The 25,531-nt window shown below is 68.7% G+C and carries 20 protein-coding genes and 1 pseudogene; 17 read left to right on the top strand and 4 right to left on the bottom strand.

All coding sequences use genetic code 11. The annotated features are described in order from the left end of the window. Positions 1-3 precede the first annotated feature (3 nt). Positions 4-414 (bottom strand): hypothetical protein, encoded by a 411-nt coding sequence (locus ACIRD8_RS10810; RefSeq protein ID WP_403988888.1) that lies wholly within the window; start codon positions 412-414, stop codon positions 4-6. Positions 415-685: 271 nt separating this feature from the next. Between ACIRD8_RS10810 and ACIRD8_RS10815 the strand changes: the two genes are divergently transcribed. Both ACIRD8_RS10815 and ACIRD8_RS10820 read left to right on the top strand, forming a co-directional pair. After that, positions 686-1,240: a protein kinase gene (locus ACIRD8_RS10815; RefSeq protein WP_403988890.1), complete on the top strand. Its 555-nt coding sequence runs from the start codon at positions 686-688 to the stop codon at positions 1,238-1,240. A 28-nt stretch (positions 1,241-1,268) separates the two neighbouring features. After that, positions 1,269-2,579 (top strand): hypothetical protein, encoded by a 1,311-nt coding sequence (locus ACIRD8_RS10820; RefSeq protein WP_403988892.1) that lies wholly within the window; start codon positions 1,269-1,271, stop codon positions 2,577-2,579. Here the strand turns inward: ACIRD8_RS10820 and ACIRD8_RS10825 are convergent. Next, positions 2,468-3,037 (bottom strand): hypothetical protein, encoded by a 570-nt coding sequence (locus ACIRD8_RS10825; protein ID WP_403989648.1) that lies wholly within the window; start codon positions 3,035-3,037, stop codon positions 2,468-2,470. The genes ACIRD8_RS10820 and ACIRD8_RS10825 overlap by 112 nt on opposite strands. Positions 3,038-3,053: 16 nt before the next feature. On the opposite strand from ACIRD8_RS10825, the gene ACIRD8_RS10830 reads away from it, so the two are divergent. The 4 genes and pseudogenes from ACIRD8_RS10830 (at position 3,054) to ACIRD8_RS10845 (ending at position 9,390) form a co-directional block, all read left to right on the top strand. Further along, a complete protein-coding gene (locus tag ACIRD8_RS10830; protein ID WP_403988894.1) occupies positions 3,054-7,730 on the top strand; it encodes an RHS repeat-associated core domain-containing protein in 4,677 nt (1,558 codons plus the stop codon). Further along, positions 7,727-8,407, top strand: coding sequence for a histone-like nucleoid-structuring protein Lsr2 (locus ACIRD8_RS10835; protein ID WP_403988896.1), 681 nt, complete (start codon positions 7,727-7,729; stop codon positions 8,405-8,407). The genes ACIRD8_RS10830 and ACIRD8_RS10835 overlap by 4 nt, the downstream gene beginning before the upstream one ends. 97 nt (positions 8,408-8,504) lie before the next feature. Continuing rightward, positions 8,505-8,828: pseudogene (locus ACIRD8_RS10840) on the top strand (DNA/RNA non-specific endonuclease); the annotation flags it as partial. Between the two features lie 22 nt (positions 8,829-8,850). Further along, entirely contained in the window at positions 8,851-9,390 is a 540-nt protein-coding gene (locus ACIRD8_RS10845; RefSeq protein ID WP_403988898.1) for an SMI1/KNR4 family protein, read from the top strand. A 337-nt stretch (positions 9,391-9,727) separates the two neighbouring features. Here ACIRD8_RS10845 and ACIRD8_RS10850 read toward each other — a convergent pair whose 3' ends face one another. Then, a complete protein-coding gene (locus ACIRD8_RS10850; protein WP_403988900.1) occupies positions 9,728-10,300 on the bottom strand; it encodes an adenylosuccinate lyase in 573 nt (190 codons plus the stop codon). 355 nt (positions 10,301-10,655) lie between these two features. Between ACIRD8_RS10850 and ACIRD8_RS10855 the strand changes: the two genes are divergently transcribed. Together ACIRD8_RS10855 and ACIRD8_RS10860 are read left to right on the top strand one after the other, a co-directional pair. Beyond that, entirely contained in the window at positions 10,656-12,437 is a 1,782-nt protein-coding gene (locus ACIRD8_RS10855) for a 3-hydroxyacyl-CoA dehydrogenase family protein (RefSeq protein WP_403988902.1), read from the top strand. 100 nt (positions 12,438-12,537) lie between these two features. Then, positions 12,538-13,353, top strand: a complete 816-nt coding sequence (locus tag ACIRD8_RS10860) for a TetR family transcriptional regulator (protein WP_403988904.1) — start codon at positions 12,538-12,540, stop codon at positions 13,351-13,353. A gap of 18 nt (positions 13,354-13,371) precedes the next feature. Here ACIRD8_RS10860 and ACIRD8_RS10865 read toward each other — a convergent pair whose 3' ends face one another. Continuing rightward, entirely contained in the window at positions 13,372-14,121 is a 750-nt protein-coding gene (locus tag ACIRD8_RS10865; protein ID WP_403988906.1) for a restriction endonuclease, read from the bottom strand. A 128-nt stretch (positions 14,122-14,249) separates the two neighbouring features. Here ACIRD8_RS10865 and ACIRD8_RS10870 point away from each other — a divergent pair, with 128 nt between their 5' ends. From ACIRD8_RS10870 to ACIRD8_RS10910, 9 genes are all read left to right on the top strand, one after another. Next, positions 14,250-15,041, top strand: coding sequence for a GNAT family N-acetyltransferase (locus ACIRD8_RS10870; protein WP_403988908.1), 792 nt, complete (start codon positions 14,250-14,252; stop codon positions 15,039-15,041). Between the two features lie 366 nt (positions 15,042-15,407). Continuing rightward, positions 15,408-16,781, top strand: coding sequence for a crotonyl-CoA carboxylase/reductase (gene ccrA / locus ACIRD8_RS10875; RefSeq protein ID WP_403988910.1), 1,374 nt, complete (start codon positions 15,408-15,410; stop codon positions 16,779-16,781). Positions 16,782-16,789: 8 nt separating this feature from the next. After that, positions 16,790-18,802 carry a protein meaA gene (locus ACIRD8_RS10880; RefSeq protein WP_403988912.1) on the top strand — a complete coding sequence of 671 codons (2,013 nt, stop codon included), beginning with the start codon at positions 16,790-16,792 and terminating at the stop codon, positions 18,800-18,802. Continuing rightward, on the top strand, positions 18,799-19,773 hold the full coding sequence (locus ACIRD8_RS10885; RefSeq protein ID WP_307124077.1) for a CoA ester lyase: 975 nt from the start codon (positions 18,799-18,801) through the stop codon (positions 19,771-19,773). Before ACIRD8_RS10880 ends, ACIRD8_RS10885 begins: the two co-directional genes overlap by 4 nt. 1 nt (position 19,774) lies before the next feature. After that, positions 19,775-20,302 carry a MaoC family dehydratase gene (locus tag ACIRD8_RS10890; protein WP_403988915.1) on the top strand — a complete coding sequence of 176 codons (528 nt, stop codon included), beginning with the start codon at positions 19,775-19,777 and terminating at the stop codon, positions 20,300-20,302. A 2-nt stretch (positions 20,303-20,304) separates the two neighbouring features. Beyond that, positions 20,305-21,510, top strand: a complete 1,206-nt coding sequence (locus ACIRD8_RS10895; RefSeq protein WP_403988917.1) for an acyl-CoA dehydrogenase family protein — start codon at positions 20,305-20,307, stop codon at positions 21,508-21,510. A 182-nt stretch (positions 21,511-21,692) separates the two neighbouring features. Further along, a complete protein-coding gene (locus tag ACIRD8_RS10900; protein WP_403988919.1) occupies positions 21,693-22,340 on the top strand; it encodes a phosphatidylserine decarboxylase in 648 nt (215 codons plus the stop codon). Between the two features lie 22 nt (positions 22,341-22,362). Further along, on the top strand, positions 22,363-23,181 hold the full coding sequence (gene pssA, locus ACIRD8_RS10905) for a CDP-diacylglycerol--serine O-phosphatidyltransferase (RefSeq protein WP_187281897.1): 819 nt from the start codon (positions 22,363-22,365) through the stop codon (positions 23,179-23,181). A 158-nt stretch (positions 23,182-23,339) separates the two neighbouring features. Then, positions 23,340-25,475, top strand: a complete 2,136-nt coding sequence (locus ACIRD8_RS10910; protein WP_403988921.1) for a SpoIIE family protein phosphatase — start codon at positions 23,340-23,342, stop codon at positions 25,473-25,475. Positions 25,476-25,531: the final 56 nt, after the last annotated feature.

Below are 25,531 nucleotides of genomic sequence, written 5' to 3' on the forward strand. Positions count from 1 at the left end.
GGCTCAGGCAGTACGCCGCGCCGCCCCTCGCCTGGCCTCCTCGAACGAGACGGCTCCCTGAGCAAGCCGCCGAACGGCCAGGGTGAGCTGCGGCGCCACCCTCTCGTGCTCTTCCACAAGGCGGGCCACCTCGCTCAGGCGCAGCTCCGACGACTCGTACAGGCGCCGGTAGTGAACGGCAGCCCCGAGAGCGGTGGCGGCCAGCCGGCCTTCTCGTCGCTCGATCAACTTCAGCCAGCTCAGCAGCGGCTCATCACGCTGAACCTGCCCGGGATCGATCCCTCGCGCGGCGGCAGCTTCCGCATCGGCCGTGCTGCTGTCCGGATCGCGCTGGGGAGTGGTGACCAGCTCCGCGAGCAGCCCCCATTGCGCATCGGTGAGGTCTACATGGGGTAGAGGGGCGGAAATTTGCATGCCCACATGCCTAGCACATGGCCTCGATGCCTCGGCTCCGTGTCGGGTTTTCACGGAGGATTGCCCTGCGGCACCGGCGTGAAGTGGCCCAGTTCACACATGACGCCGCTGCCCGAGAATTCGACTGTCGGACCAGCCCTGCGAATCAGGCCCACCCGTCTCCGCCGATCGATTACCGCATCCATGCGGACATACGGACAATCCGCCTGATCAGGCCGCCATGGCGCTCGACGGATCGGCCGACTGCAAGGACCAAGGACCAGGGACCAACGTGCACACGACCCCCCTCAGCCCCGAGGACACCGCGGAGCTCGTCGGCTTCGAGCTGCTCGGGCGGATCGGTCACGGAGGTATGGGGCAGGTCTTCCTCGGCGAATCGCAGGGCGGTGAGCCGGCGGCCGTGAAAGTGATCAAGCCAACCGTGGTGGACTCCGAGTCGCGGCAGCGTTTCGCGCAGGAGATCGAGATCCTCAAGACGGTCTGGGGTCCGCGCATCGCAGCCTTCCTCGGCGCGGATCCCGAGGCGGAGCAGCCCTGGCTGGCGACCGAGTACGTGGACGGTCCGGACCTCGGCAAGCACCTCACGACGCGCGGCCCCCTGCCGTCGCTCCTCGTCGCCTCACGCGGTGCGACGCTCGCCGAGGCGCTGGCCTGGCCGAGCTGTTTATGCGCAGGGCGGTTGCACATTCACAGATCACGTAGATTGGCTGCCCTCAGGGGGAGTTGGTACGGCCACAGGACAGGCAAAATACCGGTGATCATCAGCGTGTCCATGCTCGTTGATCACATGAGGGTGCATGCCGTTCCGGTCGGGCGTCAGCCGTAGGCGGCTGTGGGCGGACAAGGGGGAGACGATGATCGACTACCGCAAGGCACCAGCCGTTCCGGTGTGGACGCTCGCGACGGGTGACGTCCGCGTGCCCGCAGTGGCCGGAGACGGGCCGATGACCGCTGAGCGCCTGGGCGAACTGCGCAGCGTGCTGGCCGCTCTGGCCGACGAGCCGATCGCCACACTTGAGGTACATCCGCTGCCCGACGACCTCGACCGCAGCCGAGGCATCCCGCTCGACGCCGTGAGCCCGCTGGCACAGCACCTGTCGCAACTCGTCACGCAGACAGCGCGGAACTCCTCCGCGGCGGCTACGGCGACCTCTGCCAGCGAGAACCTGTATCGCATGGTGGTTCCGGCGAAGGTCGCCGCCCAGCTCGGCCAGGGCACCCTTCGCCCGATGGTGTCGAAGGCGGTGGCCGGTGGTATCCGTGGCCCAATCGTGGACGGCGGGGGCCGCATCGCCGCCGGTGTGACCTTCGTGCCGGTCAGCAAGGCAGCGGCGGCGGGCGCAGCCGGTGGGGCCGGTGCGACGGCCGGCGTCGCCGCCGGCAGCGCGGCGCTCACCGTGGCCGCGCCGCTCGTGCTCATGGCCGTGGCGGTGGGGGTGAGCGCGCATGCGGACCGTCAGCGCCAGCAGGCCATCGAACACATCACGGAGCTGCTGGAGCAACTGCACGAAGAGAAGCTCGACGACGAGCACAGCGAACTCGACGGCTGCCGCGATGCCATCGACAAAGCCACCGCCATCCTGCTCGACCAGGGCAAGCTCGGTGTCTCGCTGGGACTGGACTCGGCGGTGCACGCCATCAACACGGCGCTGGGCAGGGCTGATCGCCGCCTTGCCCGGTGGCGGAGCGCACTCGACAAGCTGCCCGGCGGTGAGGCCGTCGAGATCGCCGTGCTGACCAAGTCGTTCCCCGGTGTCGATGACCAGGGAGGCACGTTCCGCGCCCACCTCGAACTCGCCGCCCTGGCCCTGGCGCTGAAGCGGCGGGTCATCGTCCTGCAGGCCGTCGAGCATGCCCAGAACGACCCTGGCAACCTGTTCGAGAGCTTCACCCGCGCGCTCAGGCGCGACCAGCAGCGCCTTGACGAGCTTGAGTCGGGCATCGCCGGTGTCCTGGTGCGTCTGTCGGCGCTGGAGCTGGCCCGCCCGAACGGTTTGCGGCCCGTCTTCACGCCTGGTGAAGTCGATCGCCTGATGCGCGCGACTCACCGGATTCACCAGCTGGGCGATGGCATCACGGTCAACAGCCGCGCGGCAGACGTGGCGATCGAGATCGCCCGCGACAAGGACGGCTCGGTGGTCGTGTTCCCCGCGCTTCCCGCCTGAGAGCTCTCGAGAAAACTACTCCGCGAGTTAGTGCTCGGGGCGTGGTGTCGGGGTGTGTCCGGCAATGGCGTGGAGTTGCTCGGCGGGGGTCGCTGCGAGCGGACCGGCGGGAATGACGTGGTCGAGTGCGGCGAGGGCAGGGGCGGCATCCCGGAGAGTGGTGCCGACCCGGTGCCGATCACGGGTTGGCCGGCCTGGGTGAACTCTCCGGCCTGGTCGGTGATGTAGCGGAACTGGGCATCGCGGTCGGGGTGCCGGGCCCTCGGGGTGTGCGCGAGGTGCCTTGCAAGGAGAAGCCCTCCTCCTTGGGCAGGGGCGACCACCGTGTCGTGCCCGATGTGGTGCCCCTGGAGCGATAGCTCCCTGGCCGGCGTCCCAGCACCAGGTCTGCCCGTCTCTCCCGATCTCGCAGGGCATGGCGGGCAATCATATGATGCTCGAACTGATGGCCAGTCAATCGGGGGATGTGGCGTCGTGGGTTACACGATTCCTGAGGGTGTCGACACGATGCTCGATGTGGTCGGCGTGGGCTGGCCGAACGTCGACGAGGACGCGTACCGCGATATGGCGGATGCGCTGCGGGAGTTCGGGGACGACGCTGATGACGACGCGTACGCGGCGTATCAGCACATCCAGAAGCTGCTGGCGAGCGGGCAGAGCGAGTCGCTGACCGCGCTGGACGGCCACTGGTCGAAGGTGCAGGGCAAGCACAAGGACCTGGCGAAGGCGGCGCGGCTCGTCGCCGGTGCGCTGGACCGAGTCGCGGACATCATCGTGGCCCGGAAGATAGCCGCCGTGGCTGAACTGGCCGACCTGGTCGCGACGGTGGGAATCACCCTGGCATTTGCACCACTGACGGCTGGTCTTTCAACTCTCCTGGCCGGAGGGAAGATCGTAGCGACCCGTATTGCCTTCAAGCGAATCCTGAGGGAGATGGCCGAGGCGGCGGTCGAGGAGATCGTCGCGACGCTCACCGAGCCGGCGGTCGCGGCGATCGAGAACATCGTGGCGGACCTGGCGGTCCAGACGGCGCTGAACGTCGCGGGTGTGCAGGACGGTTACAACACCGGGGAGACGGCGCAGGCGGGCAAGGATGCGCTGCAGATCAACTCGGTAGGCGGGTCCGGCGGCCCGGGTCCGGGTGGCGGCCCGGTAATCGACCACGATGCGCACAGCAAGGCCGGAATGCACCTGGCCGGTGTGCAGATCACGATGCGTGAGAAGACGGGCGGCAAGCTCGGCAAGGCCAAGGGGCACCATGGCAGGGCCAAGGGCAAGGACTCCCTGACCGCCGTACTCGACACCACGATCGAAGGGGTGGTGGACAAGCTCGGTAAGGCGCTGAGCGACATGGGCGACCACGTGGGCAAGACGGTGCCCGAACGCATCGCCAAGAGTTCCAAGACGCACAAGGACACCGACCACGACATCCGTGACGGCCTGAACAAGATCACCCCGGGCAACGGCAAGGGCGACGACAGAGGTGAACGGCGCGTGGACGACGGAGGCGGGCGCCGTAGACCCCCGCCTTCGATGCACAACGCCCAGGAAAACCCGCGAGGCAGTGCGGTCTCCCTGTCCAAACGGCGCTGTGAGACGGATCCCGTCGATATCGCCAGTGGGCAGATGGTGCTGCCACAGACGGATCTGGAGCTGCCCGGGGTTCTGCCCCTCGCCATCCGACGCACCCACATATCCGACTATCGATACGGCCACTTCTTCGGCGCGAGTTGGGCATCGACCCTGGACGAGCGTTTGGAACCTCTCGGTAACGGCGCCGCCTGGGCGCGCGAGGACGGTTCGGTGCTTCTCTACTCCGCGCTGCCCGAGGAAGGCGTCGGCACGCACCCCGTCGAGGGGGAGCAGCTGCCGCTCACGCATGGGGGCACCACCGCGATGGGCGACACCACGTACGTGGTGACGGACCCACGCACAGGGGTGATCCGCAGATTCCTGGGCAGTCCCTACCGCGGCGGCATGTACTGGCTGTTGGAGATCGAGGACCGTAGCGGCAACACCATACGGATTCACCGTGACGACCACGGCCTGCCCTCCGCCGTGCTGCACGAGGGCGGCTATCGAGTGCTCGTCACCTCTGACGCACAGCTCGGGCGCGTCACCGGACTGTCGCTCCAAAGTCCACAGGGCCCTGTCCCAGTCGTGGCCTTCGGCTTCGACAGCGACGCATGCCTGGAAACGGTCACCAACTCTTCCGGGCGTGCCCTGCGGTTCACCTACGACCAGGACAAACGGATCACCTCGTGGACCGATCGCAACGGGTCCGCCTACCAATACGTGTATGACAGCGCCGGTCGGGTCGACCGGACCATCGGACCCGAGGGCTTCCTCTCGTCCTCCTTCACCTACGAGGTGGAGGGCGCAACGAAGCAGCGGATCACCCGCTACACCGATTCCACCGGCTCGGAAACCGTCTTCCATCTCAACGAGCATCTGCAGGTCATCCGCGAGACCGACCCCCTCGGGCACACGACGTACTCCGAGTTCGATGCCTTCGGCCGCCCGTTGTCGCGCACGGACGCTCTGGGCGGTACCACCCGCTACGAACGGGACGAGGAGGGCAACCTCGTCGGGCTCGTTGCCCCCGACGGTGCCCGCACCACTGCGACGTACAACGACAGGAATCAGCCCGTCGCGATCACCGAACGTGGGGGCGTCACACGGCGGTACGCATACGACGATCGTGGGAACTGCGTTGCCGCGGTGGATGCGATCGGCGCAAGGACCGACTACGAGTTCGACGCCCACGGTGGTCTGATCACGGTGCGTGATGCGGCTGGCGGCCTGACCCGGATCACGAACGACACCGCAGGCCTGCCCGTCGGGATGACGACCGACAGCGGTGCCAGCATGCTCTGCACGCGCGATGCCTTCGGCCGGGTCACCGAGGTCACTGACGCCATGGGCGCCACCCTCCGCCAAGGCTGGACGGTCGAGAGCAAACTCGTGTGGCGGGAACTGCCCGACGGCACACGCGAGCAGTGGGCCTGGGACGGGGAGGGCAACCTCATCGAACACGTGGACCGCATGGGCCGTGTCAACACCTCCATGCCTACACATTTCGACCGGGTCGCGACCCGCCGGGACGCCGGCGGAAATGGCTATCGCTTCACCCATGACACGGAACTGCGCCTCACCACTGTCACCAACGCGCACGGCATGGAGTGGCACTACACCTACGACGCAGCGGGCCGACTCGTCGCGGAGACAGACTTCGACGGCCGCACCGTCTCTTACATGCACGACGCGGTAGGCCGCCTCATACGGCGCACCAATGCCGCAGGGCAGAGTCTGGCGTACGAAAGGGATGTTCTTGGCAGAGTCATCCGGATTCGCCACGAGGACGGTGGGGTCTCCGCCTTCACCTATGCGGCCACCGGTCACATAGGACAGATCAGCAATGCCCACGCCCGTATCGACCTCGAACGCGACGCGGAAGGCCGTGTACTCGCCGAGACCGTCAACGGGCGCAGACTCTCCTTCACCTACGACGTCCTCGGCCGCCGCACCCACCGGCGCACCCCGTCAGGAGCCAGCAGCGACCTCGCCTATGGCCGGGGAGGGCTGGCTACCTACACAGCGGGAGATCACATCTTCCGCTTCGAACGGGACGCACTGGGACGAGAAACCGCTCGCACCGTGCAGGGGACACTCGCATTGCGCCAGAGCTGGGACGCGGTCGGCCGTATGGTTCTCCAGTCCTTGAGTACGCCAGGCGCAGAGCCCCTGGAGCGGGCCTTCGTCTACCAAGCCGACGGCATTCCCCTCAGCGTGGACGACAGCCACGCTGGCCTTCGCACCTACACCGTTGACGCGGCGAGTCGGATCACTGCCGTCGACGCGCAGGGATGGACCGAGCAGTACGCCTACAACGCCGCCGGTGATCAGACCCACACCGCGCTCCCCACCGAAGCACCCGGTCAGGACACCGTCGGCCAACGCCGATACCAGGGTTCTCAGGTCACGCATGCCGGGCGAGCCCGCTACCAGTACGACGCGCAGGGCCGCGTCACCGTGCGTCGGACCACGACCCTCAGCGGAAAGATCCTCACCTGGCGTTTCACCTGGGATGCGGAAGACAGGCTCACGCACGTCCACGCTCCGGACGGCCGTTGGCGCTATCTCTACGATGCTCTCGGACGCAGGACAGCCAAAGAGCGCACGGATGCCGACGACCACACGATCGAAGCGATCTCCTACTGCTGGGACGGGTCCCAACTGGCGGAACAGACCGCTGCGGGCGTGACGTCGGTGTGGGATTACGCAGGACTGCATCCCCTGGCGCAGCGAGAGTCCAAGACGGACAGCGCCCAGAGGGAGATCGACCGGCGGTTCTTCGCTGTCATCACCGATCTGTCCGGCAGCCCCAGCGAACTCGTGAGCAGCGACGGATCCCTCGGCTGGAGGGCCCGCAGCACCGCCTGGGGCGCCACACAGTGGAACCGTGACAGCACCGCCTACACCCCCCTGCGCTATCCGGGGCAGTACTTCGATCCGGAAACCGGGCTCCACTACAACGTCAATCGGTACTACGACCCTGACATCGCCCGCTACACCAGTCCTGACCCGCTCGGCATCGCGCCTGCCATCAACCACTACGGCTATGTCCCCAACCCCTTCGCCTTTGCCGATCCGCTGGGTCTGGCGGGATGCGAGGCCGACCCGACGTGGGGAGGGCGAGTCCGGTTCACCCGCGACGAGCACGGCCGGCCCTACGAGATGAACGCAACGATCACACGGGACATGCTCAGGGAAGGGACAGAGGCCAACAAATCGCTGAGGCCGCCCGGGTTTCTGCACGGTACCGACTACAACCAGGGCCGAGGTCACATGCTGGCGAATATTCTCGGTGGTTCCGGTGACACGCTGGACAACCTTTTCACCATCACCCAGACCCCTACCAACAGCCCGGACATGCGGGGCTACGAGAAGCAGATCTACGATGCTGTCTTCAACAACAACGAGACCGTGACTTATAGCGTCTATCTCGAATACACGGACGACAAGAAGGACTCCGTCCCGAAGTGGATCCAGATGGAGGCCAATGGATCAGGAGGTTTCCACCTAGACAAGCAGTTTGAGAATCTTGACCACGCAGATCAGCTGAAACGACGCGCCAAAGGAATCCAGTGACCGCCTTCGCCGCCCTGACCCGACTCTGCCCGCCACCAGAGGATGCAAGTCACCGCCGCCCCATCGACTGGCACCAGGTCGAGAGCGTTCTCGGTGTGCCGCTTCCCGAGGACTACAAGCGGCTCGCATCCACTTACGGCCCGGGGTCCTTCGCCGACTACTTGCGCATCTACCAACCCGACGGGGTCACTGAATGGGTCGACCTCACCGGCCCGATGCCCGCCAGGATCCGCGAGCAGCTGCAGCTGGACCACGACCGAGGCACCTACCCTGTTCCGTACGACCCGCGGCAACTCCTGCCGATGGGCGGCACCGACAACGGAGAGCACCTCTTCTGGATCACTGAACCACGGACTGCCCCGGACGCCTGGCGTGTCGCCGTGAACGAAGCCCGCGGGCCTCGGTGGTTCACCTACGACGGGACCCTCACCGAGTTCCTCGTCTCCGTACTGAGCGGTGAGACGTCCGTGCCCCAGTTCCCCAAGGACGTCCTCGAACCGACGACGGCATTCGTCCCCTCGGACCCCACGCTGTGGGCCCCACCACAGGCTCCGGCCCGGCCACCCGTCGACAGCGAGACCATTCGGGAATGGGCTCGGGCCAACGGTCACCAAGTATCCGCCGGCGGACGCATTCCGGCCGCGATCCGCGAGGCATGGGAGAACGCCCACAGCTGACTGAACGAATCGATGCCGAGCTTGCCGGTGACCACAGACGACCCTCCACCGGTTCTCGCAGAAAGAGCCCGGCGAATGCGGGCAGGGGCGAGCGAACAAGAAGCTGAACAAGACCCCTCTGCTCGGCGCGCCGATCGGTGGCCCGAACAAGGATTCGCGGAACTTCGTCACCATGCACCGCTTCGCTCGCTCGCCGGTCATGCGGGGAGTCGAGGAAGAGGTCAGGGCCGCCGTCCACAAGCGAGGGGAAACCATCGAGTATTCCGTCACGCCCGTCTACCGGGCGAACGACCCCACCGACGTCGTGCCGATCGGGCTGACCATCGAAGCCCGGGGAGACAAGGGATTCAGCTTCACGCCGTACGAAGGCGGCAGCAGCACCAACATCGTCACTATCCTGAACGTTCCCAAACGTATCTGACCCGGCACAGAAAGAGACAACCATGGACCCCGCCATGGAACGCCTCACCGAACTCGTCACGCCTTCCGGTCCACGCCGCTCCAGGGACTGGCCGGCCGTCGAGCGGGCACTCGGCACCGCGCTGCCGACCGACTACCGGCAGCTTGTCGAGACGTACGGGGGAGGCGTCTTCGACGAGACGATCTGGCTCCTGGATCCTGCCTGCCCGGACGACGACTACGAGTTGCTCGCGCAAGCAACCGAAAGGGACGAGACCCTCAAGAAGCTGTGGGAGGTCGAGCCCAGGCCTGCTCAGCTCCAGGAGTCCGGTACGGCGGTACTGCCCTGGGCCTACATCGAGGGCACAGGGGCCATGCTTCATTGGCTGGTGAAACCGGGACAGGGGCCGGACGAATGGACGGTCATGTTCAACGAGGGCCGTGGGCCGTTGTGGGAACACCACGACGCTCAGTGCGCGTCCTTCCTTCTGGCCGTTCTCACAGGGCGAGCGGAGACCAACTACTTCCCGCCACTCTCTGTTGATCAACATCAGTTCGATTCCAACGACGAGATTCTCGGATAGCCGCGCCGAGGTCCGCCCACGCACAGTGAGCGCAACATGGCTCGGCACAGCAGGACAGCGGGATCCCTGAACAGCCATCCCGACTGTCAGCCGCCGGATATACGGTTGTCCGTAGATCGTCGGCTTTCGTCGGCATCGTCCCCTCCGGACATGTACACGAAAGGGCGCCGTCGTGAAACCCACTCTGGCCGCCGCACAGTTGCGCGGCAGTCTGACCCAGTACCTCACGACGACGTACGCGCTGGCGGACGAGGACACCAGGCTGGCGCCGCTGGTGACGGCCGGACGGTGATCGGTTGCCGGTCAGCTGCGGTCTCCTCGGACGCCGCACGCCCCCTCACCCCACCCCCAGCCGGCTGAGCGCCTCCGCCGCCGCGCCGCCGAGCCGGGGGTGCGGCAGTGCGGCCTCCAGGACCGGGCGGGCCCTGTCGTCGCCCAGGCTCCCCAGGCCCTCGACGCAGGCCAGCGCGACGCGCCAGTGCGGCTCCTCGGGGGTCAGCAGCCGGTTCAGGGTGCTGACCAGGGCCGGCACCGATTCGGGGGCGCGCAGGGCGGTCAGCAGCCGGACCGGGTGCAGGGCGTAGGCCGTCCGCAGACCGTTGGTGGCCAGCGCGGCCGCCGCCCGTGGTGTCCGGGGGTCGCCGAGGAGCCGCAGAGCGTACGCGGCCGAGACGCAGCGCTCGGAGTCACGGTGGTTGAGGAGGAGGACCAGCGCCTCGAAGGCCCGGCGGTCGCCCCGGCAGCCGAGCCGGAACGCCGCGATCTCCCGGGCCCACAGGGGGCGTTCGCGTTCCACCAGCACCCGGGCCAGCTCCTCGTCGTCCTCGGTGGCGAGCAGCCGGTGGAAGACCTCCGGTTCACCGGCCTCGTGCCCGAGCCGGTCCGTCAGCGAGCGGAACTCCTCATCCATGACACTGAGTTTAGGGTGATGAACGCACCGTGTCGGGCGAACTGTGTGCCAGCGCACAGGCAGCCAGGGCTGGCGCGCTCGTTACTCGCCGGTTAAGCTCAGGTGAGCGGGACACACTCCCCGCCGGCTCCGGTGGCCTGGTGACGCAGCCACCCGGAGTGCTTGTCGGTTCGGCAGTTCGTGAGACGTGGCTCCGGGACAGAGCCCGTCACCTTTCCCCCCGGTGTGCCCCGAGCGGCCGGGACCGTGCACCACGACACGCGACACGTCATTCCCCGCACACCGAGCGCCGGTCGACTCCGACCCTGCGCGCCGCCGTGCTCCTCACAGTCGTCACTCACCCTGGAGTCCCGTGATGGACACCCCGCTCACCACCATTGCCGTCGTCGGCCTCGGCACCATGGGCACCGGCATCGCCGAGGTCCTGGCCCGTGCGGGCCGCGAGGTCGTCGGTATCGACATAAGTGAGGCCGCCGCCCGGCAGGCCGTCGCCTCCCTGGAGGCCTCCACCGCCCGCTCCGTGGCCCGTGAGCGGATCACCGAGCAGGAGCGGCGCGACATCCTCGCCCGGTTCCGTACGTTCTCCGATCTCCAGGCCGCCGCGGACGCGGAGCTGGTCATCGAGGTCGTGCCGGAGACGTACGAGATCAAGCAGCAGGTCTTCCGGGAGCTGGACGCGGTGGTCTCCCCCACCGCGATCCTCGCGACGGGCACGAACGCCCTGTCCGTGACCCGGCTGGCCGCCGAGTCGCAGCGCCCCGAGTGCGTCCTGGGCCTGCACTTCTTCAATCCGGCGCCCGCCATGAAGCTCGTCGAGGTGGTCTCCTCCGTGCTGACCGCACCGCCCGCGGTGGAGAGCGTCACCCGGCTCGCCCGTGAGCTGGGCAAGGAGCCGGTCGCGGTCGGCGACCGTCCTGGCTTCGTCGCGGACGGCCTGCTCTTCGGCTATCTCAACCAGGCCGCGGCGATGTACGAGGCGAACTACGCCTCCCGTGAGGACATCGACGCCGCCATGAAGCTGGGCTGCGGACTGCCGATGGGCCCCCTGGCGCTGCTCGACCTGATCGGCATCGACACGGCCCGCACGGTCCTGGAGGCCATGTACGCGGCGTCCCGCGACCGGCTGCACGCACCGGCACCGGTGCTCGGGCAGCTCAGCGAGGCCGGCCTGACCGGCCGCAAGGCGGGCCGGGGCTTCTACACGTACGACACCCCCGGCGGCCAGACCGTGGTGCCGGACGCCCTGACACCGGCGGCGAGCGCGGGTGCGGTCACCGGGCGCCCGGTGACCTCCGTCGGTGTGGCCGGGTCGGGGACGATGGCCTCGGGCATCGCGGAGGTCTTCGCGAAGGCCGGGTACGCCGTGGTGCTCGCCGCGCGCAGCCAGGAGAAGGCGGACACGGCCAAGGCCCGGATCGCCAAGTCGCTGGAGCGTTCCGTCTCCAAGGGGCGGCTCACCGAGGAGGCACGGGACGAGACGCTCGCCCGGATCACCCCGGCGGGCTCGCTGGACTCCTTCGCCGACGTCGATCTCGCGGTCGAGGCGGTCGCCGAGGACCTGGAGGTCAAGCGGCAGCTCTTCCAGACCCTGGACAAGGTCTGCAAGCCGGGCGCGGTGCTCGCGACCACCACCTCGTCGCTGCCGGTCGTGGCGGTCGCCCGGGTGACCTCGCGCCCCGAGGACGTCATCGGGATGCACTTCTTCAACCCGGCGCCCGCGATGAAGCTCGTCGAGGTGGTCCGCACGGTGCTGACCGCCGACGACGTCCACGCCACGGTCCGCGAGGTCTGCGTGAAGGTGCGCAAGCACCCGGTCGACTGCGGTGACCGGGCCGGGTTCATCGTGAACGCGCTGCTGTTCCCGTACCTCAACAACGCGATCAAGATGGTCGAGGAGCACTACGCGACGCTCGACGACATCGACGCGGCGATGAAGCTGGGCGGCGGCTACCCCATGGGGCCCTTCGAGCTCCTGGACGTCGTCGGCCTGGACGTCTCGCTCGCCATCGAGAAGGTTCTGCACGCCGAGTTCCGCGACCCGGGCCTCGCGCCGGCACCGCTGCTCGAGCACCTGGTGGCCGCGGGCTGCCTCGGCCGCAAGACGGGGCGTGGCTTCCGCGAATATGCCCGGCGCTGAGCGGGGAGCCGGTCGGGGCGGGTGGGGCGGGCTGCTGGGACCCTCGGGCGACCCGCCCCCACGGGCGCACTCCCCCGCACCGATGGGTTACGTTCACCTCATGTCCCAACCCGCCAAGTCCCCTCGTTCCTCCGCCTCGACGGACGCCCCGGAAAGTGCCGCAGGCACCCGTGCCGCCGCCCAGCGGCTCAAGATGCGCCGCGAACTGGCCGCCGCCGCCATGGAGCTGTTCGCCACCAAGGGGTACGAGGCAACGACGGTCGACGAGATCGCGGGGGCTGCCGGGGTCGCCCGGCGCACGTTCTTCCGGCACTTCCGCTCCAAGGAAGAGGCCATCTTCCCGGACCACGACGACACCCTCGTCAGGGCCGAGGCCGTCCTCAATGCCGCACCCGCGCACGAGCACCCGCTCGACACCGTGTGCCGCGGCATCAAGGAGGTCATGAAGATGTACGCGGCGAAGCCCGCGGTCTCGGTGGCGCGCTACCAGCTGACCCGTGAGGTGCCCACGCTCCGCGAGGCCGAGATCGCCTCGGTGGCCCGCTACGAACGGCTTTTCACGCGCTATCTGCTGGGCCATTTCGATGAGCGCGACCACCATGTGGGCAATGACGACCCGCTGCTCGCCGAGGTAGCCGCGTCCGCCGTGGTGACCGCGCACAACCATGTGCTGCGGCGCTGGCTGCGCGCGGACGGGCAGGGCGACGTGGAGTCGCAGCTCGACCACGCGTTCGCGATCGTGCGGGACACCTTCGGCACCGGGATCGGGGCGGGGCGGACCGCGGGGGGCGAGGCCGGGAAGACCCCGGCGGCCTCGGTGTCCAGGGAGGGCGAGGTGCTGGTCACCGTGGCCCGCACCGACGCGCCGCTCGACGAGATCATGCGCACGATCCAGCAGGCGCTGAAGGAGCACTGAGCCCGGCCCGGGCGCGGCTCAGCCCTCGGCGGGCTGCACGGCGGCTCCCGCGTACCAGGGCGGCGCCGCGGCGCCTTCGCTCCACGCGGTGAGCTCGTCCGGGCCGACACAGACGATGCCGCACTGCTCGGCGTACTCGAGAGCCGGTTCGGTGAACTCGCCGGTGCTGACGACGAGGGCCACCTCGGCCTCGTGCACCGCGTAGCAGGTCCCGCCGAAGCGCTGGAGATCCTGCGAGCCGACCTTGTTGTCGCACGTGTAGCGCTTGCACTGCACGACCAGACGGCGGCCGTCCGGGGTGGTGGCCACCACGTCCGCGCCCAGGTCACCGGCGCCTCCGACGACTTCGGCGTCCAGGCAGCCGTCCCGCCGGCAGAGGGCGGCCACGGCCTCCTCGAACGCGTAGGGGTCCATCGCCGCGTAGTCGACCGGTGGCGGCACGGGAGCGGGGGCGGTCTCGGCCTCCGGCGCTTCCTCCAGGGCGGCGTCCACGACCTCGTAGGCGGTCCCGACGGCCGCCTCGGCGGCCCTGGCCGCCGCCCTGCGGCTGCGGCGCATGCGCAGGAGCGCCACGGTCCCGGCCACCAGTACGACGACGCAGGCCACGGCGACCACCGGGTGCCGTTCGGCACTCCTCAGAGCCGTGCGCACCGCGAGTCCGGCGCCGCAGACCAGGAGCGCGAGGAACGCGAAGCCGAACGCCGTCCGCCGGATGTCGAATCCGGGCCGCCGGCCCTTCCGGACGTCTCTGCGCGTCTGTATGCCCATCGCGTTCCCACCCCTTGTCCACGGCCTGCCCACATCAAGATCACTTTCATCTGCCCCGCGGCCGGCCGTTGACGCACCGGCCGGGAAACCCGGTGGCCGGGCAGGGGCAGAAGTGCTCGGATGCGCGGATGGAACCTGACGAGATGCTGGCCCTCTTCGATCACGAGATGCGCGAACACGCCCGCCCCGACGGCCCCGGCGCACGGGTCGAGCGGGGGCCCGACGTCGTCCGCCAGACCGGCTCGGCGGACGACTGGAACGGGGTCGTCTGGACGGCCCCGGACCTCGACCCCGTACGGGCCGAAGCGGCGATCTCGGCGCAGGTGGAGCACTACACCGCCCTCGGGCACGACGCGTTCGAGTGGAAGCTGTACTCCCACGACCGGCCCGCCGACCTGGGCGGAAGGCTGCTGGCCGCGGGTTTCGTGGCGGAGCCGCCGGAAACACTGTTCGTCGCCCCGGTCGCCGGCCTGCCCACCACCGCGCACCTTCCGGCGGGCGTGGATCTGCACACGGTGTCCGACGCGGCCGGGGTGGAGCTGATGGTCCGGGCGCACGAGCGGGCCTTCGGCACCGACAGTTCATGGCTGCGTCACCGGACGCTGACCCGGCTGGCCGAGGCCCCTGACACGTTCGTCGCGGTCGTGGTCCTCGCGGGCGGCGAACCGGTGAGCGCGGCCCGGATGGAGATGTACCCCGGTACGGGCTTCGCCGGCCTCTGGGGCGGCGGGACGGCCGCCGAATGGCGCGGCAGGGGCATCTACCGGGCGCTGGTCGCCCACCGGACCCGTATCGCCGCCGCACGCGGTTACCGCTTCCTCCAGGTCGACGCGACGGATCAGTCCGCCCCGATCCTGCGGCGGCTCGGCTTCACGGCCCTGGGCACGACGACGCCGTACGTGTACCGCACCGCGCCGTAGAGCCACCAAAAGGCGGAGCAATGCGGCATACCAACCATGATGTTGCTCATGCGTGCCTACGAGATGACAACTGAGAGAAATTGTTGGCACTGGGTGCCTTGCCACCTGTCACGGAGTGCCATACGTTGAAGGCGTCCGGGCGGCCGGCGTGCAGAGATCTCTCGTACGCCGGCTGTCCCCGCAGACCACGTGTCCGCGCGCCCGGACGCCTGCGTCACAGGCAAACCCTTCTGCTCCACCGAGCAGGCCCAGAGCACCACCCGCCGAACCGACGGCACACCTCCACACCGCACCGCTCCCCTGACCACAGGGGTCCTCCGAGCGTTTCCCTCGACGCCGGAGACCCGATCTGCCGGAGGCATCACCGTGAAGGAAATCCTGGACGCGATCCAATCGCAGGACAGCACGGCCGCGGACTTCGCAGCCCTGTCCATCCCCGAGTCGTACCGCGCGGTGACCGTGCACAAGGACGAGGCCGAGATGTTCGCCGGCCTCGCCAGCCGCGACAAGGACCCCCGCAAGTCCCTCCACGTCGAGGACGTTCCGGTGCCCGAGCTCGGCCCGGGCGAGGCCCTGGTGGCGGTCATGGCCAGCTCGGTCAACTACAACTCCGTGTGGACGTCGATCTTCGAGCCCGTCTCGACCTTCGGCTTCCTGGAGCGGTACGGCAAGCTCAGCGACCTCAGCAAGCGCCACGACCTCCCGTACCACGTCATCGGCTCCGACCTGGCGGGCGTCGTCCTGCGCACCGGTCCCGGTGTCAACGCCTGGAACCCGGGCGACGAAGTCGTCGCGCACTGCCTCTCGGTGGAGCTGGAGTCCTCCGACGGCCACAACGACACGATGCTCGACCCGGAGCAGCGCATCTGGGGCTTCGAGACCAACTTCGGCGGCCTGGCGGAGATCGCACTCGTCAAGTCCAACCAGCTGATGCCGAAACCGAAGCACCTCAGCTGGGAGGAGGCCGCGTCCCCGGGCCTGGTCAACTCCACCGCGTACCGCCAGCTCGTCTCGCGCAACGGCGCGGGCATGAAGCAGGGCGACAACGTGCTGATCTGGGGCGCGAGCGGCGGACTCGGTTCGTACGCCACCCAGTTCGCCCTGGCCGGCGGCGCCAACCCGATCTGTGTCGTCTCCAGCGACCAGAAGGCGGAGATCTGCCGGAAGATGGGCGCCGAGGCGATCATCGACCGCAACGCCGAGGGCTTCAAGTTCTGGAAGGACGAGCACAACCAGGACCCGCGCGAGTGGAAGCGGTTCGGCAAGCGCATCCGTGAGCTGACCGGCGGCGAGGACGTGGACATCGTCTTCGAGCACCCGGGCCGCGAGACCTTCGGCGCCAGCGTGTACGTGACCCGCAAGGGCGGCACGATCGTCACCTGCGCCTCCACCTCGGGTTACAACCACGAGTACGACAACCGCTACCTGTGGATGTCGCTCAAGCGGATCATCGGCTCGCACTTCGCCAACTACCGCGAGGCGTGGGAGGCCAACCGCCTGATCGCCAAGGGCAAGATCCACCCGACGCTCTCCAAGGTGTACTCGCTGGAGGACACCGGCCAGGCCGCCTACGACGTGCACCGCAACCTGCACCAGGGCAAGGTCGGCGTGCTGGCGCTGGCCCCCGCCGAGGGCCTCGGCGTGCGCGACACGGAGCTCCGGGAACAGCACATCGACGCCATCAACCTGTTCCGTGACGCGTCAGCGGAGCGGGCCGTCCCATCCAGCCGGAACGTCTGAGGTCCACCATGACCGAACGTCAGAAGGACCGGCCGTGGCTCATGCGGACGTACGCCGGTCACTCGACCGCCGAGGCGTCCAACGAGCTGTACCGGCGCAACCTCGCCAAGGGTCAGACGGGTCTCTCGGTCGCCTTCGATCTGCCGACGCAGACCGGCTACGACCCGGACCACGTCCTGGCCCGCGGCGAGGTGGGCAGGGTCGGTGTACCCGTCTCGCACCTCGGTGACATGCGACGGCTGTTCCAGGACATCCCCCTGGAGCAGATGAACACCTCCATGACGATCAACGCGACCGCCATGTGGCTGCTGGCGCTCTACCAGGTGGTCGCGGAGGAGCAGGGGGCGGACCCCGACAAGCTCCAGGGCACGACGCAGAACGACATCGTCAAGGAGTACCTGTCACGGGGGACGCACGTCTTCCCCCCGGTCCCGTCGCTGCGGCTGACGACGGACATGATCACGTACACGGTCAACCGGATCCCGAAGTGGAACCCGATCAACATCTGCAGCTACCACCTGCAGGAGGCGGGGGCCACTCCGGTCCAGGAGATCGCGTACGCCATGTCGACGGCCATCGCGGTGCTCGACGCCGTGCGCGACTCCGGCCAGGTGCCCGAGGAGAAGTTCGGCGATGTCGTCGCCCGCATCTCCTTCTTCGTGAACGCGGGGGTCCGCTTCATCGAGGAGATGTGCAAGATGCGCGCGTTCGGCCGCATCTGGGACCGGGTCACACGTGAGCGGTACGGCATCGAGAACCCCAAGCAGCGCCGCTTCCGCTACGGCGTACAGGTCAACTCGCTGGGACTCACCGAGGCGCAGCCGGAGAACAACGTCCAGCGCATCGTGCTGGAGATGCTGGCGGTCACCCTCTCCAAGGACGCCCGCGCCCGCGCGGTGCAGCTGCCCGCCTGGAACGAGGCGCTCGGGCTGCCGCGCCCGTGGGACCAGCAGTGGTCGCTCCGCATCCAGCAGGTGCTCGCGCACGAGAGCGACCTGCTGGAGTACGAGGACATCTTCGCCGGTTCGCACGTCGTCGAGGCCAAGGTCGACGAACTGGTCACGGAGTCGCTGGCCGAGATCGACCGGATCCAGCAGATGGGCGGCGCGATGGCCGCCGTGGAGTCCGGCTACCTCAAGTCGGAGCTCGTCTCCTCGCACGCCGCACGGCGGGCGCGGATCGAGGGCGGCGAGGAGAAGATCGTCGGCGTCAACATCTACGAGACGACCGAACCGAATCCGCTGACCGCCGACCTCGACGCCGCGATCATGACGGTGGACCCCGAGAACGAGGCCCGGGTCGTCGCCGCGCTGCACGAGTGGCGCGACAACCGCGACGAGGCCCGGGCCACCGAGTCCCTGACGGCCCTGAAGAAGGCGGCGGCGGGCACCGCGAACATGATGGAGGCGACCGTCGAGTGCGCACGCGCGGGCGTCACCACGGGTGAGTGGGCCTGGGCCCTGCGCGATGTGTTCGGCGAGTTCCGGGCACCGACGGGCGTCTCGTCCGCACCGGTGGCCGTCGCCGCGGAGGCCGGGACGCCGCTCGCGCTGGTGCGCGAGAAGGTCACCCGGACCGCCGCGGACCTGGGCGTCGGACGACTGCGCCTGCTGGTCGGCAAACCCGGCCTCGACGGGCACTCCAACGGCGCCGAACAGATCGCCGTACGCGCCAGGGACGCCGGCTTCGAGGTGGTCTACCAGGGGATCAGACTGACGCCCGAGCAGATCACCGACGCCGCGCTGGCCGAGGACGTGCACTGCGTCGGGCTGTCCATCCTGTCCGGCTCGCACGCCGAGCTGGTGCCGGACGTGCTGCACCGGCTGCGTGAGGCCGGTGCGCCGGACATCCCGGTGATCGCCGGCGGCATCATCCCCCCGGCCGACGCCCACGCCCTCATCGAAGCCGGCGTCGCCGCCGTCTTCACCCCGAAGGACTTCGGTATCACGGAAATCATCGGCCGTATCGTCGACGAGATCCGGAAAGCCAACAAGCTCGACCCTCTGGAGGTCCCCGCATGACCACGCCCTCGTCCCCTGTGAACCGGCTGCGCCCGCGACGCTCCTGCCTGGCGGTTCCCGGCTCCAATCCGCGGTTCCTGGAGAAGGCCCAGGGGCTGCCGGCCGACCAGGTCTTCCTGGACCTGGAGGACGCCTGCGCGCCGCTGGCCAAGGAGGGCGCCCGGCACCACATCGTCGACGCCCTGAACAACGGCGACTGGACCGGCAAGACCCGCGTGGTGCGGGTCAACGACTGGACGACCCACTGGACGTACCGCGACGTCATCACGGTCGTCGAGGGCGCGGGCCCGAACCTCGACTGCATCATGCTGCCGAAGGTCCAGGACGCCCAGCAGGTCGTGGCGCTGGACCTGCTGCTGACCCAGATCGAGAAGACGATGGGCTTCGAGGTCGGGAAGATCGGCATCGAGGCGCAGATCGAGAACGCCAAGGGCCTGGTGAACATCGACGACATCGCCGCCGCCTCGCCCCGCCTGGAGACCCTGATCTTCGGCCCGGCCGACTTCATGGCCTCGATCAACATGAAGACCCTGGTCGTCGGCCAGCAGCCGCCCGGCTACCCGGCGGACGCGTACCACTACATCCTGATGCGCATCCTGATGGCGGCCCGCACGCACGACCTCCAGGCCATCGACGGCCCGTTCCTGCAGATCCGCGACGTGGACGCCTACCGCGAGGTCGCGGGCCGTGCCGCGGCGCTGGGCTTCGACGGCAAGTGGGTGCTGCACCCCGGTCAGGTCGACGCGGCGAACGAGGTGTTCTCGCCCTCCCAGGAGGACTACGACCACGCCGAGCTCATCCTCGACGCCTACGACTGGTGCACCTCGGAGGAGGGCGGCAAGAAGGGCTCGGCGATGCTCGGCGACGAGATGATCGACGAGGCCAGCCGCAAGATGGCCCTGGTCATCGCGGGCAAGGGCCGCGCCGCCGGCATGCAGCGCACCTCCAAGTTCGAAGCCCCGGAGGCCTGACATGCAGTTCGGACGCACATACGAGGAGTTCGAGGTCGGTGCCGTCTACAAGCACTGGCCCGGAAAAACGGTCACGGAATACGACGACCACCTCTTCTGTCTGCTGACCATGAATCACCACCCGCTGCACATGGACAGCAACTACGCCGAGAAGACGACCGATTTCGGGAAGAACGTCGTCGTCGGCAACTACATCTATTCGCTGCTGCTCGGCATGTCGGTTCCCGATGTCTCCGGAAAGGCCATCGCCAATCTGGAGGTGGAGTCGCTGAAGCACGTCGCGCCGACCTTCCACGGCGACACGATCTACGGCGAGACGACCGTGCTCGACAAGACGCCGTCGAGGTCCAAGAGCGACCGCGGCATCGTCTACGTGGAGACAAAGGGCTACAAGCAGGACGGCACGCTGGTCTGCGTGTTCCGCCGCAAGGTGATGGTCCCGACCGAGACGTACATCAAGGAGCGCGGCGGAGAGCAGCCCGGCCGCCCCGAGATCGATCAGCCGTCGAGCAAGAACGTGGAGAAGTAGCCATGAGCCGACTCGCGCAGACCGCCGGTCTGACGGATGTCCAGCAGGAAATTCTCTCCACGGTGCGGGATTTCGTGGACAAGGAGATCATTCCTGTCGCCACCCAGCTGGAGCACCGCGACGAATATCCCACGGACATCGTCGAAGGACTCAAGGAACTCGGCCTGTTCGGGCTGATGATCCCGGAGGAGTACGGCGGTCTGGGCGAGTCGCTCCTCACGTACGCGCTGTGCGTCGAGGAGATCGCCCGCGGCTGGATGAGCGTGTCGGGCATCATCAACACGCACTTCATCGTGGCGTACATGCTCAAGCAGCACGGCACGCAGGAGCAGAAGGACACCTTCCTGCCGCGGATGGCGCTGGGCGAGGTCCGGGGCGCGTTCTCGATGTCCGAGCCGGCGCTCGGCTCGGACGTCTCGGCGATCTCGTCCAAGGGCGTGAAGGACGGCGACGCATACGTCCTCAACGGCCAGAAGATGTGGCTGACGAACGGCGGAACGTCCACGCTGGTCGCCGTCCTCTGCAGGAGTGACGAAGGACACCCCGAGGGCACGGCCCCGCACAAGTCGATGACGACGTTCCTGGTGGAGAAGGAGGCGGGCTTCGGGGAGGTCCGCCCCGGTCTCACCATCCCGGGGAAGATCGACAAGATGGGCTACAAGGGCGTCGACACGACCGAGCTCATCATGGACGGACTGCGCATTCCGGCCAATCGTGTGCTGGGCGGCACGACCGGCCGAGGTTTTTACCAAATGATGGACGGCGTCGAGGTCGGGCGGGTAAATGTAGCCGCGCGTGGCTGTGGCGTCGCACAACGTGCGTTCGAACTGGGCGTTTCGTACGCGCAGCAGCGCCAGACCTTCGGAAAGCCGATCGCCCAGCACCAGGCGATCCAGTTCAAACTGGCCGAAATGGCCACCAAGGTCGAAGCCGCGCATGCCATGATGGTGAATGCGGCACGCAAAAAGGACTCCGGGGAGCGGAACGACCTGGAGGCAGGGATGGCGAAGTACCTCGCCTCCGAGTACTGCAAGGAAGTCGTCGAGGACGCCTTCCGTATCCACGGCGGTTACGGCTTCTCCAAGGAGTACGAGATCGAGCGCCTCTACCGTGAGGCCCCGATGCTGCTGATCGGTGAAGGTACCGCCGAGATCCAGAAAATGATCATCGGTCGCCGGCTGCTCGAGGAGTACCGGTTCCAGGGCTGAAATGTCCCGTTCGAGGTGATTTGGTGGCGAAGAACATCACACCCTGTCACCCCTGTCCGGAGCCTTTCAGCTGTCCGACTCGGCTGCTGGCTTGCCCAGTTGCCGCTCGCACCCGATAGCATCGCCGGAAAGCCGCCGTCCCCCCGTTGCCAGCGCGGCATCATCCGCTACGAAGGTCATCCATGCCCGACAGCCAAATCTCTGCATCCCGCGGCGGGGTCCGCCTCGCCCGCGGAGCATCGCCGTGGCTCCTCCCGACCGTCGCCACCGCGGCCCTCAGCCTCGCCCGGGCCCGCACGTCCGGGCGCTGGGCGGCCGTGGCCGTGCCCACCACCGCGCTCGCGGCGGGCATGCTGTGGTTCTTCCGCGACCCCGAGCGCGAGATCACCCAGGGCCGCGTCATCTCGCCGGCCGACGGCGTGGTGCAGAGCATCATGCCGTGGAAGGACGGGCGCACCCGCGTCGCGATCTTCATGAGCCCGCTGAACGTTCACGTCAACCGGGCTCCACTGGCCGGCACCGTGACCTCCGTGGAGCACATCCCGGGTGGGTTCGTCCCGGCGTTCAACAAGGAGAGCGAGAACAACGAGCGCGTTGTCTGGCACTTCGACACCGAGCTCGGCGACATCGAGATGGTGCAGATCGCGGGAGCGGTCGCCCGTCGCATCGTGCCCTACATCCCGCAGGGCACGAAGGTGGAGCAGGGCGAACGCATCGGTCTGATCCGCTTCGGCTCGCGCGTGGACATCTACCTTCCGGAAGGTGTCGATGTCGCGGTCGAGGTCGGCCAGGCCACCACCGCGGGGGTGACTCGAATTGACCGTGATTGATCCCGATACCCAGGCGAGCTGGGTGCCCGAGGCGGAGGAGCAGGACGACGCCGAGGACATGCCGCTCTCGATGCGGCTGTCGATAGCGGACACGCTCACCCTCGGTAACGCCACGTGCGGTTTCATGGCGGTGTACTTCACCACCACGGGGATCCTCATCCCGCACCTCACGGGCAGTGACGAGTCGGGCATGGCCAGGCACTCCGCGGCGACCGCGGTGATCCTCATGCTCATGGCGGCCGTCTTCGACCTGTTCGACGGGCTGGTGGCGCGCAAGCTGCGCTCCTCCCCGATGGGTGCGGAGCTGGACAACCTCTCCGACCTGATCAGCTTCGGCCTCGCGCCGGCGTATTTCGTACTGGTGTACGGAATGGTCGCGGACGACGCACACCAGCGGGTGTCGGCGCTCGCGGCGATCGTGGTGCTGCTGGCGGTGGTGCTCAGGCTTGCGCGGTTCTCGTGCGTGACCTTGAAGGACGGCATGTTCCAGGGCATGCCGAGCCCCTTCGGAGCGCTCACGGTCGTCTCGATCGTGCTGCTGGAGCTGCCCTTCGTGCCGACGCTGCTCGCGATCATCGGAGTGGCGTGGCTCATGGTCAGCCGGGTCGAGTATCCGAAGCCGCGGGGCGTCCTCGCGGTGGCCATGCTCAGCTGGATCGTGGCCGCGATGGGGCTCCTCGCCGCCTGGGCGTTCGACGCCCCCGGTGGCCAGCTGCTCCTCCAGACCGGCTGCGCGCTGCAGGTCGTCCTGGGGGCGGTGATCCCGCTCTTCGCCACGGCACGGCGGGTGAACGCCTTCCGTGACAACCGGCGCGAGGCACGGGCGGCGCAGCTCCCGTAAGCACGCGGAACGCAGTACGACGAGGGCCCGGATGCTCCCCGGCATCCGGGCCCTCGCGCGTCCGGCGGCCGGACCCGTCCGTGCCGTGTCGGCGGGTGCGTACGCACCGGGTACGGCAGCGGGTGCGCGGCCGCCTCTCACAGGGGACGCTGGAGAGCGTGCAGGACCATGCAGCCTCTGTCGCAGCCACGGGTTCGGGCACGGAGCTGCTCGGCAGCGCCGTGACCCATGTCGTGCGCGACACCGGCGCGTCTGTGGCGATGGTTTACCTGCTGCCGAAGAACGACACCACCCTGCACCTGGCCGTGCTCTCCGGGGTCCCCGGCCAGCTGGCCGCCCCGTGGACCCGGGTGCCGCTGTCCGCCCCGATACCGGTGGCCGACGCCGTACGCCTGCGCTGCCTGATCTGGCTCGGCAACCAGGAGGAACTGGCCCGCCGGTACCCGCGCCCCGCACTCGTCCTGCCGTACCGGTTCGCGATGGCCGCCGCCCCCATCCGCACCGGTGCCGTCGACCGGGGAGGGCTCGTGCTGCTGTGGCCCGGCTCCCACCCCCCGCAGCTGGCGCCCGAGGAGCGCGAGGCCGTCGTCAAGGGCTGCCACGGCATCGGCATGCTCCTGCAGCAGGCCGAGAGCAGCGGCTACCCGGTCCGGCCCGGCACCCAGCCATGGGTGCTGCCCCCGCCGAAGCCGCCCACCCCCGGTCCGGCCGAGGCCACGGTCATCGCGGAGTTCGTCCGGCGGCTGCCCGGCGGGAGCTGCGCGCTGTCGATCGACGGGAGGGTCGTCTTCATCAACGACGCCGCCGCAGCCCTGCTGGGAACGCGGGCCGAGGACGTACGGGGGACCCTGCCCTGGGAGTCGCTCCCCTGGCTGGACAACCCCGCTGTCGAGGACCACTACCGGGCCGCCGTCATCGGCCGCCAGCAGACGTCCTTCAACGTGCTGCGGCCACCGGACCGGTGGCTGTCCTTCCACCTGTTCCCGACCGCCACCGGCATCAGTGTCCGCATCGTGCCCACCTCGCGGCCCGGCCCCCAGGACATCCCCGCGCCCTCACTGCCCAGCGCCTCCGCGGCCCCCAGCCGTGCCACCGCGCTCTACCACCTGATGCATCTGGCGGCGAGCCTCACCGAGGCGGTCGGTACCCAGGACGTGATCGGTCTGGCCGGCGACCAGCTGATGTCGGCCTTCCGCATCCAGACCCTCGTGGTCATGACGTCGGCGGAGGGAAGGCTGCGGATCGAGGGCCGCCGCGGCACCCATCCCGCGCTCATGGACCGTTTCGACGGCGCCCCCCTGACCTCGCCCACGCCCGCGGCGCGCGTGCTGACGACAGGCATTCCCGACTTCTACGCCACCTTCTCCGAGCTGGAGCGCGCCTACCCCTCGGCGGGCCTCCGCAACGCGGTCGCCGCCTGCGCCTTCCTCCCGCTGATCGTCTCGGGGCGTCCGGTGGGCTCGCTGGTCCTCGCCTACGACCGGCCGCACCCCTTCGAACCCGACGAACGCACCCTGCTGACCTCGATCGCGGGACTGCTCGCCCAGGCTCTGGACCGGGCCCGCCTCTACGACGCCAAGGACCGCCTCTCGCACAGCCTGCAGGCCCACCTCCTGCCCCACGGCCTGCCCGTGATCTCCGGACTGGACGTGGCGGCCCGCTACCTCCCCTCGACCCGGGGCATGGGCATCGGCGGGGACTTCTACGACCTGATCCGGCTCGACGACACGACGGCCGCCGCGGCCATCGGCGACGTACAGGGACACAACGAGAACGCCGCCGCGCTCATGGGGCAGGTCCGCACCGCGGTGCACGCCTCCGCGGGCGCCCAGCCCGACGAGGTCCTGGCCCGCACCAACCGGCTGCTGACCGACCTCGACCCCGGCCTCTTCACCAGCTGCCTCTACATCCATCTCGACCTCGCCCGGCACAGCGTCTGCCTGGCCACCGCGGGCCACCCGGCACCTCTGCTGCGGCAGCCGGACGGGCAGACCGATGTCCTGCCGCTGCCGCCCGGCCTGCTCCTCGGCATCGACCCCGCGTCCCGCTATCCGACGGCCGAGGTTCCGCTGCCGCCGGGTGCGGCGCTCGCGCTGTACACCGACGGGCTCGTGGAGGCCCCGGGCGTGGACTTCGACGACGCCGCCGCCGAGCTGGCCGCGCACTTCGCCCTCGCCCTGGACCAGGACATGGAGTCCGTCGCCGACACGCTCGTGCGGTACGCGAAGCGGGCCACGCCCGGCACCGACGACATCGCGCTGCTGCTCATCAACGCGCTGCTGACGGACGGCTGACGACGCGGCCCGGGGTGCGGAGAGGGTGGAGAGCCCTGGGGTGCCGAGGCGGTGGG

Source organism: Streptomyces sp. NPDC102451, assembly GCF_044765485.1.
Classification (GTDB): Bacteria; Actinomycetota; Actinomycetes; order Streptomycetales; family Streptomycetaceae; genus Streptomyces.